Annotated in this window: 12 protein-coding genes; 5 read left to right on the forward strand and 7 right to left on the reverse strand. The window is 33.1% G+C overall.

Annotation, left to right across the window (positions count from 1 at the left end):
• Positions 1–140: 140 nt before the first annotated feature.
• On the forward strand, positions 141–1991 hold the full coding sequence (locus Q4Q47_RS08605) for a cation:proton antiporter (RefSeq protein ID WP_303306251.1): 1851 nt from the start codon (positions 141–143) through the stop codon (positions 1989–1991).
• A gap of 15 nt (positions 1992–2006) precedes the next feature.
• Here Q4Q47_RS08605 and Q4Q47_RS08610 read toward each other — a convergent pair whose 3' ends face one another.
• From Q4Q47_RS08610 to Q4Q47_RS08630, 5 genes are all read right to left on the reverse strand, one after another.
• Entirely contained in the window at positions 2007–2708 is a 702-nt protein-coding gene (locus tag Q4Q47_RS08610; RefSeq protein ID WP_303306252.1) for a hypothetical protein, read from the reverse strand.
• Positions 2709–2931: 223 nt separating this feature from the next.
• The gene (locus tag Q4Q47_RS08615; protein WP_303306253.1) at positions 2932–5331 is read right to left on the reverse strand and encodes a glycoside hydrolase family 31 protein; all 2400 of its coding nucleotides are present in this window, start codon (positions 5329–5331) and stop codon (positions 2932–2934) included.
• A 305-nt stretch (positions 5332–5636) separates the two neighbouring features.
• Complete coding sequence (gene glgB / locus Q4Q47_RS08620; protein ID WP_303306254.1) at positions 5637–7544, reverse strand: 1,4-alpha-glucan branching protein GlgB; 1908 nt, start codon at positions 7542–7544, stop codon at positions 5637–5639.
• A gap of 1 nt (position 7545) precedes the next feature.
• Positions 7546–8811, reverse strand: coding sequence for a glucose-1-phosphate adenylyltransferase (locus Q4Q47_RS08625; protein ID WP_303306255.1), 1266 nt, complete (start codon positions 8809–8811; stop codon positions 7546–7548).
• Complete coding sequence (locus Q4Q47_RS08630; RefSeq protein WP_303306256.1) at positions 8808–10226, reverse strand: glycogen synthase; 1419 nt, start codon at positions 10224–10226, stop codon at positions 8808–8810. The genes Q4Q47_RS08625 and Q4Q47_RS08630 overlap by 4 nt, the downstream gene beginning before the upstream one ends.
• 264 nt (positions 10227–10490) lie before the next feature.
• Between Q4Q47_RS08630 and Q4Q47_RS08635 the strand changes: the two genes are divergently transcribed.
• Complete coding sequence (locus Q4Q47_RS08635) at positions 10491–12548, forward strand: ATP-binding protein (protein ID WP_303306257.1); 2058 nt, start codon at positions 10491–10493, stop codon at positions 12546–12548.
• Between the two features lie 15 nt (positions 12549–12563).
• Positions 12564–13229, forward strand: a complete 666-nt coding sequence (locus Q4Q47_RS08640; protein ID WP_303306258.1) for a response regulator — start codon at positions 12564–12566, stop codon at positions 13227–13229.
• On the opposite strand, the gene lepA is transcribed toward Q4Q47_RS08640, so the two are convergent.
• Complete coding sequence (lepA, locus tag Q4Q47_RS08645; RefSeq protein WP_303306259.1) at positions 13226–15022, reverse strand: translation elongation factor 4; 1797 nt, start codon at positions 15020–15022, stop codon at positions 13226–13228. The two genes, Q4Q47_RS08640 and lepA, sit on opposite strands and share 4 nt — an antisense overlap.
• A gap of 179 nt (positions 15023–15201) precedes the next feature.
• On the opposite strand from lepA, the gene Q4Q47_RS08650 reads away from it, so the two are divergent.
• Both Q4Q47_RS08650 and Q4Q47_RS08655 read left to right on the forward strand, forming a co-directional pair.
• Positions 15202–17052, forward strand: coding sequence for a sensor histidine kinase (locus tag Q4Q47_RS08650; RefSeq protein WP_303306260.1), 1851 nt, complete (start codon positions 15202–15204; stop codon positions 17050–17052).
• A gap of 1 nt (position 17053) precedes the next feature.
• A complete protein-coding gene (locus tag Q4Q47_RS08655) occupies positions 17054–17815 on the forward strand; it encodes a LytR/AlgR family response regulator transcription factor (protein ID WP_303306261.1) in 762 nt (253 codons plus the stop codon).
• Between the two features lie 25 nt (positions 17816–17840).
• Here the strand turns inward: Q4Q47_RS08655 and Q4Q47_RS08660 are convergent, their stop codons facing one another.
• The gene (locus Q4Q47_RS08660; RefSeq protein ID WP_303306262.1) at positions 17841–18059 is read right to left on the reverse strand and encodes a hypothetical protein; all 219 of its coding nucleotides are present in this window, start codon (positions 18057–18059) and stop codon (positions 17841–17843) included.
• Between the last annotated feature and the right edge of the window lie 15 nt (positions 18060–18074).

Consider the following 18074-nt stretch of genomic DNA (forward strand, 5'->3'; position numbering starts at 1 on the left):
ATCAAATGAAACTTCCATACGAACAGTCGATACTCAGGAGAATTATTATAATGGAAGCTACATGTGACGAATAAAAACAAATAATATAAATACATGAAATCATCTGTTTTATTTAAATTAGTATCTTATTATATATAAAGATGTTAGAATTAGCAGGAATTATTATTTTAGGGATATTGGCACAGTGGTTTGCATGGAAATTTAAAATCCCAGCCATCTTACCCCTCATTCTTATAGGGCTATTGGTTGGTCCAATTGCAGCCGAGTTTTTAAGTGAAGACGGGTCTAAATGGATAGAACCTATTTGGGATGGTAAGCAAGGCTTGTTCCCAGGGGAAGGCCTGTTTTATTTTGTGTCGCTTGCTATTAGTATTATTCTTTTTGAAGGCGGATTGACATTAAAACGTTCTGAAATAAAAAATGTAGGGCCGGTTATTACCAAATTAATAACATTGGGTTCTGCCGTTACTTTTTTTGGAGCAGGTATATTAGCACGCTTCATTTTTGAATTGAGCTGGGAGTTGTCATTTTTGTTTTCCGGGCTTATAATTGTTACCGGGCCAACAGTAATTACTCCTATTTTAAGAAACATTCCCCTTAAAAAAGACATTTCAACCGTATTGAAATGGGAAGGTATTTTGATTGATCCTATTGGTGCTTTGGTGGCCGTATTGGTATTCGAATTTATTAGTGTTGAAGGGGATAGTGGTTTTACTAAAACGGCTTTGATTGAATTTGGAAAAATTATTCTTTTTGGTACGACCTTTGGCTTTACGTTTGCTCATGCATTGGCTTTTGCTATTAATAAAAAACTGATTCCGCATTATTTACTAAATGTTGTATCTCTTTCTGTAGTGTTATTGGTTTTTGTTGAATCTGAAATTTTTGCTCATGAGTCGGGCTTATTAGCTGTAGTGGTTATGGGTATGGTTTTAGGAAATGGCAAATTGGAAAACATAAAGGAACTGCTGTACTTTAAAGAATCTTTGAGTGTTTTATTGATTTCAATTCTTTTTATTTTACTGGCTGCTAATATTAACATAGAAGATTTAATGTTGCTTTATAGTTGGAAGACGGTTTTACTTTTTGCAGCTGTTGTTTTTATTATAAGGCCTTTAGCTGTGTTTTTAAGTACATCTAAATCTAAATTAAAGACGAATGAAAAAGTATTTATTAGTTGGGTTGGTCCTCGGGGAATTGTTGCTGCAGGGATTGCATCTCTTTTTGGAAGCAAACTAATGAAACAAGGTGTTGAAGGTGCAGAGTATATTACGCCATTAGTCTTTATGATTGTTCTTGGAACTGTTTTACTAAATGCAACTACCGCAAGAGCTTTTGCTAAAGTAGCTGGTGTCTTTCTTAAGAAATCGGAGGGTATTTTAATATTGGGAGCATCACAAGTATCTCGATTAATTGGACAATATTTAATGGATAACCAACGGCATGTTGTTTTGATTGACAGTAACCAAACTAATATTCAAATAGCTCAAGAATTAGGGCTAGAGGCTATAAATACAGATATATATTCTGAAACCTTAGGCGATAATATAGAGCTTAATGATGTTGGGTTTTTAATGGCATTAACTGGTAGTGCAGATATCAATAAGTATGTTATCGATAAATTTGGAAAACAATTTGGAGAGAATGGCTCCTTCAGATTAATAACGGTTGATGAAATGAATGACCCTAACAATAATCCAAAGGAAGGCTTATTTTCTCATACAGATGATTTTAACACCCTTACAGAAGTTGCTCGTAAATACCCTAAGATTCATGAAGTTGAAATTCATGATAGAAAACATTATGAAGATTTGATTGAAGCAACAAATAAAGAGAATGATACGGTGCCTTTATTTGTTAAAGACAAAGTGGGAGTTTTGGAAATTATATCTTCATATAATAAGGCTATTGATAAAGTTGAGAAAGGGTATAAGCTAGTATACTTAGGAAAGTCTTTAGGTATTAAAGAAATGCTTCTGCTTAAGTCATAAACAGGTATATCAACTTTATTGAAAAATAGTATTTTTAAAGCGTCTCATATCGTCAATCACCCTGCCTTTTATAAGCCATGAAATTCCAAAGGGTATGACTGCTGTTGTTTCAAAAATGAACACATAGTGTTTGAAAAACCACAAATCTTTTCCTACCCCTAATTTTTCAAGTATAATCATTAAAACAATGAACCCTACGGATATAAAAACAATGTTTCCGCAAATACGGTATAGTTTATTATTGACATCATCTTTATTTCTGGTAAACTTATATTTAGACATCCATCCCATTGAGAGGATGAATATAGCAGCACTTATTAAGTGAATAGCATTTTTATACGGGTTATCATGACCAAATAAAGGGTAGTTTCCATGTTCACATATAAGGTCAATGGTAGCGCTAGTACTATCTATACAACGCGTGGGGATAAAAACAAGAATGAGTGCCGCAAAACCACCAATATTAGTAATAATATCGTCGCTTATAAGCTCAGTTGTAACATCCTTTTTATAGCCTTTATATGAAATTAAAAATAAAGCGAAAGCAGATAAAATGATGATGAAGAATAAAGAGGATAATGTACAATAGTAATAATGACTTATAGATGCTAACAATTCACCTTTAACAATAAGCAATATAAAAGGTAGACATAAGCCTAAGGTGCCTATCAATTTTCTAATTCTATAATCCGAATTTTCAAGTTCCTGATGTATCATCTTAGATTTTAATTTAAAGTCCCTCGATACAATGTACGAATAATCTTTAAATTAATTGTTGTCTAAATATGAAGACTTGTCATTCCTTTTTAATAATTAATGTGTTGAATATGTGTTTTTTAATGTGTGTGGTTTGTGAGCAAATGTGTAAAGGCAATGTAAATTATTAGAAAGGCTCCTGAGTTCAATACTACAGAAGCCTTTTTAAAATTTTATAAAGATATTATGCCTTTATTTGAAGGTTTGTAAATTCTTTAGAAATAACAAGTGTATTAGCTCCATTGAACTTGACATCTTTTAAATCAACATATTCGTTGTCAACTTTAATAGATGCTACCTTAAATGGCAATCCGAACAAATTAATTTTGAATGTGCTATAAGAGGTCATGTATTTCCCTCTTTTATGAATTCTAATGATTAATTTATCGTCTGTACCGGCTAAGTTAAACTTCTTTAAACTATAGCGTCCTTTGGTATAGTCGTAGCCATCGTTTGCATCTTCATACAATTCAGAATCCTCTTTTCCGTTTTTGTAATAAACATCTAAGGTTAATTCTTCAATATCTTTTTCACCTACATATTGCTGTACAGGATATTTAGGAATAATAGCGCCTGCTTTTACAAAGATTGGCATACTATCTAAGTCGGCTTCTACCCAGGCTTCTTTTCCACCTGAAACTAATTCTTTTGTCCAGAAGTTGTACCATTCACCTTTAGGAATATACATGCGTCGTCCTTGAGAATTAGGCTCATTTATTGGGCAAATTAAAAGCTGGTTTCCACAAATAAACTCATCCGTTCTGTAGTGTGTTTGCGAATCTTCTTGATCGAACAGTACCAGCGATTTTAACATGGGTACATTATCGTGAGCATATTGATAGAATGCCGTATATAGATAGGGTAGTAATTCGTATCTAATTTCAATAAACTTACGGACTACGTTTGTAATTTCTTCATCGAAAGCCCAAGGTTCTTGGTCGCCATGATCGCCGGAAGAGTGTGTTCTACAAAAGGGGTGGAAAGCGCCCAACTGAATCCAACGTGCATATAATTCACCATTTGGTTGTTCGGCAAACCCACCGATATCAGACCCTGCAAAAGAGAACCCTGATAAGGCTAAACGCTGTGCCTGAATATTTGCAATTTGTAAATGCTCCCACGATGCGACGTTATCTCCCATCCAAGTTGAGGTATAACGTTGTGTGCCTGAATAAGCTGAACGTGTTATTACAAAGGGGCGTTTAGGATAGTTAAAGCGTTTTAATCCGTGGTAAGTGGCACGTGCCATTTGCATACCGTAAATATTATGTGCTTTTTGGTGGCTACAGGGGTTTCCGTCGTAATCGTGGCGTACGTCTGCAGGAAATGTTTTTCCTGGAACGTCCATAACTGCGGGCTCGTTCATATCATTCCAAACACCTTTTACGCCGATGTCTTCAACCAATTCTTTGAATAACCCAGCCCACCATTCTCTTACTTCTGGTCTGGTGAAATCCGGGAAATAACATTCTCCGGGCCAAACTTTACCTTTCATATAGGGGCCGTCTGCACGCTTACAGAAATAGTCTTTATCCAGCCCTTCTTTAAAGACACTATACGCGTTGTCAATTTTAATTCCCGGGTCAATAATCACGACAGTTTTAAAGCCATCGTCTGCTAATTCCTTAACCATTCTTTTTGGTTCTGGAAAATGGTCTTTGCTCCAGGTAAAACAGCGGAAACCTTCCATGTAATCAATATCTAAATAAATAGCATCACAAGGAATTTTTAGTTCTCTGAATTTATTGGTAATTTCTTTTACATTAGATTCGGGATAGTAACTCCATTTACACTGATGGTAGCCTAAAGCCCATAATGGTGGCAATTCTGGAGTTCCTGTTAAATCGGTATAACTTGTAACGACATCTTGCATTTTAGGACCGTAAATAAAATAGTAATTCATTTCACCACCTTGTGCCCAAAAACTTGTTACATTTCTTCTCTCCTGACAGAAATCAAAGAATGTTTTAAACGTATTATCAAAAAAGATTCCATAAGATTTTCCATGATGTAACCCTGTGTAAAACGGAATCGCTTTATAAATAGGGTCGGTATCTTTACCAAAAGCATAAGAATCTGTTGCCCAATTTTCAAAACGTCTTCCTTTTAAATTAATGTGTTGAGGTTTATCGCCTAAACCATAATAGCTCTCTCCATTTTGAGCAGCTTTACTCATTTTAACAATGTCTCCACCTAATTCGTAGCTTTCTTCCCAATGGAAGCCTAATTCGTCTTCACAAATTAATGTATGGTCTTTAGCATCAAAAATGGATTTTCTTAAATCTGCTTTATGAATGTGACAAATTAATTTCGAGGTGGTTACTATATATTTTTTGTCGTCGTCCGTAATTTCTAAATGATTATAACCTCTGCTTGCATCTTCATTAATAGCATAAGAAAAGTCATTATCAAATTTACCTACCGTTGTATATCTAAAACGAAGTAAGCTATCTCTTAAAACAGTAAGTTGAAGAATAATATTATTAGAAGTTGAAAAATGTAATACATCAACATCTTTTTTATAGTCTGTTATATCCGCAGGAAACAAGTTTCCTTTATATTCTAATTCGGTATTTAAAATCATAAAAGTAAGCGCAATTTATTAAATGCCGAAATTACTAAATTCAGCAAGTATTAGTGGTCAGTTTTTATTAAAAAAACATCGTGATTTTTTGATAAAACACAAAGAATCAAAGAGATAATTAAATAAACCTCAAATAATACCAATTTAACTTTGAAATAGCACATAAAAATCGTTTATTTTTTGCTTACCCTACGTTAAAAAACAGAACCGTAGCTATAGCTATGCTTAGGTTTTTTGCCTTGTTTAAGCAAAAAATAATTCAATTTTACTCATGCACAATTTCAAAGTTAAATTGGTATAAGCTATTATTTAAATTGAAATACTAGGATGCCTAAAGGAGGTAATGTTATTTCTACTGAGAAATCTTTTCCATTCCAGGGGTCTTTTTTTGCTGCAACCTCTCTTTTATTTATAATGCCACTTCCCCCAAATTCTTTAGCATCGCTATTGAAAATTTCTTTAATTTTTGTTTTTATAGGGATTCCTATTTTGTAATTTTCTCTAACCGTTGGGGTTAAATTACAAACTACCATAACATCGTTTTTGGAGTTGTAGCCTTTTCTTATATAAGACATGACACAGTTTTCGTGATCATCAAAACTAATCCATTCAAACCCTTCGCCGCTAAATCCTTTTTCATATAAAGCAGGTGTCGTTTTATAGAGTTTATTTAATGCTTTATAATAGTTTTGAAGGTTTTTATGTGGTTCAAATTCTAATAGATTCCAATCTAAACTTTCTTGGAAATTCCACTCTTTATATTGACCAAACTCACCACCCATAAACAATAATTTGGTCCCTGGATGCGTAAACATATAGCCATATAATAAACGAAGGTTTGCAAAACGTTGCCATTCATCGCCAGGCATTCTACCCAAAATGGAGTTTTTGCCATAAACGACTTCGTCATGAGATAATGGTAGCATAAAATTTTCGGTGAATGCATATGCCAGACTAAATGTTATATCATTTTGATGGTGTTTTCTATAAATAGGATCTTTGGCAAAATACTCCAAAGTATCATGCATCCAACCCATCATCCATTTCATACCAAAACCCAATCCACCTGAAAAAACAGGTTTAGAAACCATGGGGAATGCTGTAGATTCTTCTGCGATGGTTTGAACATCTGGAAAAGACCTATAAACTTCTTTGTTCAGTTCTTTTAAAAAACTGATAACAGCCAGATTTTCTCTGCCTCCATAAATATTTGGTTCCCATTCACCATCTTCTCGGGAGTAATCTAAAAAAAGCATAGATGCAACAGCATCAACACGTAATCCGTCTGCGTGATATTGTTCCATCCAAAAAATGGCATTACTTATCAAGAAAGATCTAACTTCATTACGTTCGTAATTGAAAATCAAACTTTTCCAATCTTGATGATAGCCTTTCCTTTTATCTGGATGCTCATATAAATTTGAGCCATCAAAAAAACCAAGACCGTGTGCGTCTTCAGGGAAGTGAGATGGCACCCAATCTAAAATAATACCAATATCGTTTTGATGTAGTTTATCAACTAAATATTTGAATTCTTCTGGATATCCAAAACGAGATGTTGGTGCAAAATATCCTGTTAATTGGTATCCCCAAGAAGGATCATAAGGATGTTCCATAATAGGCATGAGTTCTACATGTGTAAAATTCATGTCTTTTACATAGTTTACTAAATCATTTGCTAGTTCAAAATAAGACAAAAATCGATCTTCTTCTAAATGTTTTTTCCAAGACCCTAAATGTACTTCATAAACAGAAAAAGGTGCGTCTATAGCATTATGCTTTTTACGTTTTTTCATCCAATCGGCATCTTTCCATGTATAGTTATCGTCCCAGACTATCGATGCTGTTTTTGGCGGGTGTTCACATCGTCTTGCATAGGGGTCGGCTTTTTCGGTTTTTATGTTGTCGTTATAGCTTTCAATATGATATTTATATATGGAGCCTTTTCCTATTAAAGGAATAAAACCCTCCCAGATACCACTTGAATCCCAACGGACGTTTAATTGGTGTGCGCCTTCTGCCCAATGGTTGAAATCACCAATTACAGATACGGATTTGGCACTAGGAGCCCAGACAGCAAAATAAGTCCCTTCAATACCATCAATAATGGTGATGTGAGATCCAAATTTTTCATAAAGGCGATAATGTTTGCCTGCTTTAAAAAGGTTGATGTCAAAATCTGTAAATAGGCTATAAGGTTTTACTGGCTTCATATTATTTGATTACAAAACCATTAGGGATTATAGCACCTTTCTTGATAACGACAATACCATCTTTAACAGCATAAGAATCTGTTTCAGTTGGTTCTAAATGCGGACCTCCATTTATTCTTACATCATCACCAATACAGCAATTTTTATCTAGAATTGCATTTTTTATAAAGCAACGTGCTCCAATGCCTATTGAATTTACATTAGGATTCGTAACGTCTTCTAGGGTTTGATAATGATCGCTACCCATCATATAGGTGTTTATCACGGTTGATTCATCTCCTATCCTGGAGCGAATACCAATGACCGATTTTTCAATTTTGGCGGCACTAATGATGCAACCTTCTGCAACGACTGTTTTGTTAAGGGTCGTGCCAGATACTTTTGTTGTAGGAAGCATTCTGGCTCTGGTATAAATACGTTTGGATTTGTCGTATAAATCGAAATCTGGAATGTCTGCCGTTAGACCAATATTAGCCTCAAAGAATGAGTCTATATTTCCGATGTCTGTCCAATACCCTTCATATTGATAGCTTAGTGTTTTGTGTTTATCGATATTTTGGGGAATAATCTCTTTGCCAAAATCTATGGTGCTGGGGTCGTCCATTAATTTAATTAATAAATCCCTGTTAAAGATATAAATACCCATAGAAGCCAGATAATTTCGCCCTTCTCCTTTCATTTCATCGCTCACTTCAGAGGTCCATTCTGGTAATAAACCAGCATCTGGTTTTTCAATAAATGAGGTTATTACATTTTTATCATTAGCTTTTAGGATACCAAAAGACGTCGCGTCCTTCGCATTAACAGGAATGGTTGCAATAGAGATTTTGGCTTTACTTTTTACATGTTCAGCAATCATTAACTCATAATCCATTTGGTATAATTGGTCTCCGGAAAGGATTAATACATAATCAAAATCGTGCCTTGTAAAGTGGTGCATGCTTTGGCGGACAGCATCTGCGGTGCCTTGGAACCAGCCTTTATTTCTGGGCGTTTGTTCTGCCGCTAAAACATCAACAAAAGCTGAACTAAAAAAACTAAAATGATAGGTGTTTTTAATATGACGATTTAATGAAGCCGAATTAAATTGTGTTAGAACAAACATGCGTTTTATGTTTGAATTAATACAATTTGAAATAGGAATATCTACTAATCTATATTTTCCCGCAATAGGAACTGCAGGTTTAGATCTTGCTTCTGTTAGTGGATATAATCTGGAACCTTGGCCGCCCCCTAATATAATGGCTAAAACTTTATCGTTAATCATATTTTTTCTAGTTTAATGGATTTATATAATTTAATGTATTCTTTTGCAGATGCATCCCAAGAGTGGTTAATTCCCATAATCTGTGCACTTAGTTTTTTATAGGTGTTTTTGTTTTTATAGAGAGAAACGCCTCTGTCAATAGCATTTGTTATATCTGAAACGGTAACGTCTGTATGGCAAATACCAAATCCGTTTTTTTCTGAAATATCTATAACGGTATCTTTAAGCCCCCCAATACTTCTTACAATGGGTATGGTGCCATATCTTAAGGCATACATTTGGTTAAGCCCGCAAGGCTCAACTCTTGATGGCATGAGTAAAAAATCGGCTCCTGCATAAATAATATGGGATAAGGCTTCGTCGTACCCTATAAAAGCATTATAGCTGCCTTTATAGTTGTCTTTAAGCCCCTCAAGCTGCATTTCTGTCTCATCGTGGCCAGAGCCTAATAATAAGATGGTCGCTTCTCCTTTTTCAAGCGTGTCTTTAAATGTTTCAGGAAACAAGTCAGATCCTTTTTCTCCAACTAATCTGCCAATAAAAGCAAAAAGCGGTTTGTTAAAGTCTAAATTAAAACTATCGCATAAATGCTTTTTGTTTGCCTTTTTTCCAGAAATGACTGTTTTGACATTATAGTTAGCGATCAGGTAATTGTCGGTTTCCGGGTTCCATACATTCCAATCGATACCATTTAAGATACCGGAACATTTGGCGCTTTCATGATTTAAGAGATCTTCTAGTCCATTGGCATCTGTTTTTAATTCCTCCATATAGCTGGGAGATACTGTGGTAACTCTCCAGGCACATTTTATGGACGCTGCTAATGGATTTACACTACCATCCCAATCCAAAAGTCCTGCGTTATCAAAATTAAAGGCAGGAATTAAATTTACTTTTTTATGAGAAAACCACCCTTGGTATTGGGCGTTATGTATAGTTAAAATATTTGGTATTTTTCTAAAGGATTCATATTTAAAGCTTTCTTGCAGCATAAAAGGTGTCAATCCTGTATGATGATCATGACAGTGTATATAATCGGGATATGTATTCCAGGTTAGCATCCAATCTAAAGCAGCAATTTGAAACGCTAAAAAACGCTCTGTATCGTCATTGGAATACACATATTCTTTGAACAAAAGCTCCGGAACATGAACAAAAAATATGTCAAAATCTAAAAGGGTTTCTTTTAGGCTTAAAATTTTAAAAGGGTATGATATACCTCCTAAGTCTAATTGAGATTCATAAACCGTATTAAATGTATTTGCTTTGGTAAAGGTGTTATTATAAAAAGGCATAATAACTTGGGATGAAAATGTGGCACTATTTTGATATTTAGGTAGTGCTCCAACAACATCTGCCAACCCTCCTACTTTAGCTACCGGGTAGCACTCCGCGCTTATGTGTACAACGTTCATATATAATTTTGCATATCTTATAAACTTACAAAATTATTGTCTAATTTTTTTTATAGATTTCATTTTTAAGGAAAATAAGGCATATACAAGATTAATCGATATTATTAATAACAAAAATTGAAAAAAGGAGACAAATACTTTTAATTTTTCAATAATTAAAAATGAAATCTTAGAAAATTAATTTTAGCTATTAAAGGAAAACGCATTAATTGAATATAGGATAAATTCTATATTTGTTTTTGCTGTTATAAACAGTTACTAAATATGTTTAAAAATGCTTTTTTACTAACATGTCTGATTCTTTTTTGTTTAAACACAAGTGGGCAAAAGAAGAACTTTAAAAAGCAGCTTGATAGTATACAAGAGTTAAAGGTCTTATCCAAAAACAGAAAATTAAAAATAGAAACTCGAATACAATATGCTGAAAAAGCAAGTGAGTTATCTTCCAGAACTGAGATAGATTCAATTATTTTGAATTCGAATTGGAACCTTGCAACGGTTTATATTGAACACGAAAAATATATAGAACAATCAATAATCTTAAATCATAAAAATTTAAGATTAGCTATGAAGCTTAATGATTCAACGAACCTAGCATATATAAACTCTCACCTGGGGTATGCCTATCAAACTTTTGAGGCAATGAATGATAGCACTTTTTATTATTATAGCAATGCTTTAAGGATTTTTGAAAAATGTAAGTCTTTAAACAGGAATAGAGATAAATTATATCAGTCCGATATATATGGAAATATTGCTGATATACTAAGAAGTGAGCATGATTATTTGGGTAGTCAATCTGCTATAATAAAAGCAGTGAATTTAATACTTTCTATTCCAGAAACAGTAGGCAGTCTTCAAAGTTTATCCTTGTTGTATAACTCTTTAGGGTTAGATTTGGTAAAACTTAAAGAATATGATAAGGCTTTAAATTATTACGAAAAAGCTCTTAGTATTAATGATAAAATACTAATAGATTATTTTGTAAATAAACTATCTATTGAAATTAATATAGCCGAACTTTATAGAAAAAGAGGAAATTATGGTGTCGCACTTAAAATATATAATAAATTACTCAAAAACCATGCTATAAAAGATAAAAGCCCTGTTTCTTATGGATCAATATTGAACAATTTAGCTTATACCATGTTTTTAGCAAAGGATAAGAATGCGTATAAAATAGATTCTTTGTTTACTAAGGCTCATAAAATTTTTGAAAATTTGGATTTACAATATGAAATATCTGCTGGAGGGAATGACATGGCAGAGTTCTATTATGAAACTAACCAAAAGAATAAAGTGCTATATTATACTAAGCAGTCCTATAGAGCAGGAAAAAACATTAAAGAGTTTAAGGAAGTATTAAGGTCTTTAAAAATGTTTTCAAAACTTAAAGAAGGTGATTCAGGAAAAGCCTATTTGTCTGAATATATAAGACTAAGTGATAGCTTAATTGCCAAGGAAAGAGTCAATAGAAATAAATTTGCCAGAATACAATTCGAAACAGACCAGTATATCAAAGAAACCAAGCGATTAAGTACCCAAAATATTTTAATTTCTGCCATAGGGGGAATACTATTATTAGTATTAGGTCTCTTGTATTTTATAAGGGTTCAACGTTCTAAAAACAAGGCGTTAGTTTTTGTAAGTGAGCAAGAAAAAGCCAATCAGGAAATATATAAATTGATGTTGCAACAACAAACCAAGGAAGAAGAAGGTCGTTTACAAGAGCGCAACAGAATAGCAGAAGATTTACATGATGGCGTGTTAAGTAGGTTGTTTGGCACAAGAATGGGGCTAGGATTTTTAGATATTAAAGGCGAAAAAGACACCTTAGAGAAGTATAAATTATTTATAGAAGAGATGCAAGGGATAGAAAAAGAAGTACGGGATGTATCTCATGCACTTAAAAAAGATCTAGAGACATCAAAAGCTAATTTTGAGTCTATTATAGAACAGTATTTGGAAAGCCAAAGTCTTATAGGGAGCTTTAAATATAAAATTAGAAAGGAAACCGAAGTAAATTTGGAGTTGTTAAGTGAAAGTATACGCGTAGAGATTTACCGCATTATTCAGGAAGCTATCCAAAATATAATAAAGCATTCGCAGGCCAAATGTGTTACTGTTTATTTTTCATTATTAGAAAATTCTGTTTTGGAGATCACTATAAAAGATGATGGCATAGGGTTTGATGCCACAAGAAGTTATAAAGGCATCGGTTTAAAAAACATCACATCAAGAATATCAAAACTAGCCGGTGATTATAAAATAACTTCAACCTCAGATAAAGGCACAGAAATCAATATAAATATACCAATATAAAAGAAGTTTTAAAACATGAACATATTAATTGTAGAAGATCATCCATTAATTAGTGATGCTTATGAGAATGCCTTGCTGCATGTAAGCTCCAACAATACAGGGATAAAATTTAATATAAATAAAGTTACAAATTGTGATGATGCTTATTTAATGATTAAAGGTGCCCAGAAAACAAAAGTTATTGATATTGTTTTTTTAGATATTAAATTACCACCATCTAAAAATGGAGAGATCATTTCGGGTGAAGATTTAGGTATTAAAATAAGAACACTTCTACCAAAAACTAAAATAATTATAGCTACAACGTATAATGATAACTATAGGATTAGTAGTATTTTTAAAAGTATAAATCCTGAGGGTTTTTTAATAAAAAACGATTTAAACCCTAAAGAACTTGTTTTGGCTATCGAAAAAATAATAGATAACGATCCTTATTATAGTAAATCTGTAGTTCGACTGATGCGAAAATTAACCTCTAATGATTTAATAATAGATGATATTGATAGAAAATTATTATACGAGTTATCACGTGGCACAAAAATGAGTGAGCTAACACAAATAATCCCACTTTCTTTAGCTGCTTTAGAAAGAAGAAAACGCCTATTAAAAGAACTTTTTAATGTAGATAGTAAAAGTGACAGAGACTTACTTGAAGTCGCAGAGCAAAAAGGATTTATTTAATCATTCAACTTTAAAACAGCCATAAACGCTTGCTGAGGTATTTCTACATTACCTACTTGGCGCATACGTTTTTTTCCTTTCTTCTGTTTTTCCAGAAGTTTACGCTTACGCGAAATATCACCTCCGTAACATTTTGCAGTAACATCTTTACGAAGTGCTTTAATAGTTTCTCTTGAAATAATTTTTGCTCCAATTGCTGCTTGAATAGGAATATCAAATTGCTGACGCGGAATAAGTTCTTTTAGCTTTTCACACATTTTTTTACCAATACTCTGAGCATTATCAGCATGAATTAAGGCAGAAAGCGCATCAACAGGTAATGCATTTAATAAAATGTCTAAACGTACAAGCTTAGAAGTTTTCATACCTATTGGATGGTAATCGAAAGAAGCGTACCCTTTTGAAACAGTTTTTAAGCGATCGTAAAAATCAAAAACAATTTCAGCCAAAGGCATTTCAAAAGTTAGCTCTACGCGTTCTGTTGTTAAATACGTTTGATTTTGAACAAGCCCTCTTTTTTCAATACAAAGCGACATCACATTACCAACAAAATCAGATTTGGTAATGATAGTTGCTTTAATATAGGGCTCTTCAACACGGTTAACAGTTGAAGGGTCTGGCAAATCGGATGGGTTATTTACTATAAAAGCCTCATCAGGGTTTTTATTTGTAAAAGCATGGTACGATACATTGGGAACCGTAGTAATCACAGTCATATCAAACTCACGTTCTAAACGCTCCTGGATAATTTCCATATGTAGCATACCTAAGAAACCACAACGAAAACCAAAACCTAAAGCCGCAGAACTTTCTGGAGCAAATACTAACGAAGCATCGTTTAGTTGTAGTTTCTCCATCGAGTTACGAAGCTCTTCGTAATCTTCTGTATCAACAGGGTAAATACCCGCAAAAACCATAGGTTTAACATCTTCGAAGCCTTCAACAATATTGGTTGTTGGGTTTGCGAAATCGGTAATGGTATCTCCAACTTTTACTTCTTTAGCTGTTTTAATACCTGTTATTAAATAACCAACGTCACCGGTTTTTACGCTTTGTTTTGCAACTTGATTCAGTTTTAATGTTCCAACCTCGTCCGCAAAATACTCTTTATCTGTTGCAACGAATTTAATTTTTTGACCTTTTTTAATTTCACCATTAAAAACTCTAAAATAGGTTTCAATACCTCTAAAAGTATTATAGACAGAATCAAAAATTAAGGCTTGTAAAGGGGCGTCTGGATCTCCTTTTGGAGCAGGTACGCGATCTATAATGGCTGCTAAAATATTATCAACTCCAAAACCTGTTTTCCCACTGGCATGAATAACCTCTTCTGGATCGCAACCTAATAAATCTACGATATCGTCGGTTACTTCCTCTGGGTTAGCACTTGGTAAATCTACTTTATTTAATATAGGAATAATTTCCAAGTCATTTTCTAAGGCTAAATACAAATTAGAAATCGTTTGCGCTTGTATGCTTTGTGCAGCATCTACAATAAGTAAAGCCCCTTCGCAGGCAGCAATAGATCGAGACACTTCATACGAGAAATCTACGTGACCCGGCGTATCAATTAAATTTAGAATATATTGTTCGCCATTAAGTTCATATTCCATTTGAATGGCATGCGACTTGATAGTAATGCCACGTTCGCGCTCTAAATCCATACTATCAAGTAGTTGAGCTTGTTGCTCTCTGGCAGTTACTGATCCTGTATAATCTAATAAACGGTCTGCGAGTGTACTCTTACCGTGATCTATATGTGCAATAATGCAAAAGTTTCTAATATGCTTCATAGTCAAAATAGCTGTCTAAAACAGCGACTGCAAAGATAGTTAAATATGTTTGTGATTGACAACAGCTAAAGAATCTAATTCATGCAGTTTACAAGCCAAATTTGCAGTTGGCAAGAAATCGGTTTGTATAACATGACGAATAAAGTTCATTTGTAGTATAAATATTTAAATTTACCGTTATGAAAAAATTATGCCCCTTCTTATTCTTTCTGTTTATAGGAATTGCATCTTTTGCCCAAGAAACTGAAAAATTACCAATACAACCTTGGAAAGATATTCTTGAAATGAACAGCAATGCATATTTCCCTATTACAAAATGGGCAACAAATATTGATGTTAAATTGAAAGGGACTTACACTGAAGCTGATTCACTAACCATTGATAAAATTGTAAAAAAGTTAGATGCTTTAACCGAAACGATATCAATTAAATTTTCAAATACCGAAGATTCAAATCTTGAATTACATTTTTTAGACACTCTTGCGAAAGACGTGAATAATGTCAATAGTACTATAACAGGGCGTTATGGTCCTAACACTGGTTCTGGGTACACAAGTGGAGAGTTTTATATTTATAAGATTGATAAAACAGATTTGGAAGTCCAAAGTTCCTTAGAATCGAGGTTAGCAAAAATACTGGTTAATGGCTCATTTATATTTCTAAAGAGAAAAGAAAAAAGAAACAGTGTTTTCAATCCCTTAGTGGGAAATAATAACAGCACGACCCCACTGAATCAAGAGGATATGTCTATTATAAAAGAAGTCTATAGAAAAGACTATGAAGACCGGTTAAAAACAGCCGAATCGCAATTTGAATTAGTTGTTGAAAATATTAGAAATGAAAGAATCTCACAAAGGAAGAAATCAATTTGGTGGGTAAAAAACCCTGTTTCGGTTCTTATTTTACCAGCACTTATTTTGTTTTTAGCTTTTGTCTTTGTTATTAAAAAAATTAATCAATCACTAGTTCCTAAAATTGAAAAGGAATGGCTTCGGTTTGGAGTTATGACTTTAATAGCATTATTTTTTGCTGATATAATAATAGTGCTTTGTGTATCTGTCTATGATTTTTTAACAATACCTGATGACTATCGTTTTGTTCCTGTAATAAGAAACGATACAATTATATCAACTACAATTTTACTGGTTTTTGTATTTCCTTTTATATTTTTACTTCGTTTTATTGAGTTAAAAATTAGTAAAAGTTCACGTCAAATTTTTACAAAGACAGTATTGATTTTCATATCGACAGGATTTTTACCTTTTGTTATTTTCTTGTCACTTATATATTTTACTAATGGTGTTCATGATAGTCAACGGTTTTATATTGTATCCCAAGTATTTATGTATTTAATGGCAATTGCTTCTATAAGAGCTTTTGTTAGCTATTTTATTTTTAAAGAACGAAACTTAATTGAAGAAAACGAAAAAAAACTTTCTAACTTAAGAGAATTAAAAACCAAGGCAGAACTAAAATCTTTACAATCACAAATCAATCCACATTTTTTATATAACTCACTAAATTCCATTGCAAGTTTAGCGCCAATAGATGCTAGAAGAACACAGAAAATGGCCTATTCTTTGTCCGATTTGTTTAAATATTCTATCAATAGAAAAGGAAAAAAGGTGAGTACAATAAAGGATGAAATTGACATGGTGAAAACCTATTTAGAGATAGAAAAAATTCGCTTTGGTGATCGGTTGGAGTTTATTATTGAGGTTAATAATGAGCTGGAGGGACACAAGATTCCACTATTTTTAATACAACCTTTAGTTGAAAATGCGGTGAAGCATGGTATCTCTCAAAATGAAGGAAAAGGTGAAATTGCTTTAAAAATTAAAAAAGAGGATAATAAAATTAATATTTCAGTTTCTGATAACGGGCCAGATTTTCCAGAAGGTTTATTGAGTGGTCATGGTTTGCAAACCGTTTATGATTTGTTACGATTGAGCTATAAAGATGAAGCATCTTTAAATTGGACAAATACGCCAGAAAAAATGATTACCATTACAATTCCAGAAACGATATAAGATGGACAAACCGTATTCAGCAATTATTATAGACGATGAAGCGCCTGCCAGAGAAGGTCTGCAAAACCTACTAAAAGAATTCCCTGAAACTTTTAGTATTATAGCTACTGCTCAAAATGGCACAGAAGCTCAAGAACAGATAGAACGTTTAAATCCTGATATTATTTTTTTAGATATAGAAATGCCAGGGTGCACAGGTTTTGATTTGTTAGGAAGACTCAAAACGATTCCCATGGTTGTTTTTTGTACTGCCTACGATCAATATTCTCTGGAAGCTTTTGAGACTAATAGCATTGATTATTTGGTAAAGCCTGTAAAGTTAGAACGGATCGAGAAAACAGTCGAGAAACTAAAGTCTTTTGAAAAAAGTATGTCTTCGGATCAAATTTTAAAGGTGTTAAAAGCCATTTCTAATCAAAAAGAAGTCAATAAAATGACATCTATTACGGTTAGAAAAAACGACAAATTAATTTTTATAAAATTAGAGGCCATTGCTTATTTTGAAGCTGATAATAATTATACAACCATTTATTCGGATACTGGAGCTTACCTGAGCACAGAATCCATTTCTGGTTTAGAGCAAAAACTACCTGATAATTTTTTAAGAGTTCACAGGTCTATGATTATTAATAAAGATCATGTGAATGACATTCAAAAGTACTTTAATAGTAGATATATAATCACCCTAAGAGATAAAAAGAAAACGAGCATTACAACCGGGAGGAGTTATAATGAGATTATTAAAGAGTGGATAAGTGTTTAATTATTATGGTGCCTTGCTCTAAAAATTATAACATCATACCACCACAAATACCGAAGCTTATAATGACATAAACAGCAGCTAAAATAAATAATACTTTGGCTGCTTTTTTGTTTTTTTCACGAATAGCAAATCCAATAATAGCTAGTAAAATAGCTGGTCCAAGCATGATCGCTAGTATTAAGTATACCAAGCCATCTAAATTCATATTTCCTTCTAATACCAATTTGAATATAAAATGTCCCATGTCGACTCGTTTACC

The organism is Flavivirga spongiicola (assembly GCF_030540825.1).
In the GTDB taxonomy this organism is placed as follows: Bacteria; Bacteroidota; Bacteroidia; order Flavobacteriales; family Flavobacteriaceae; genus Flavivirga; species Flavivirga spongiicola.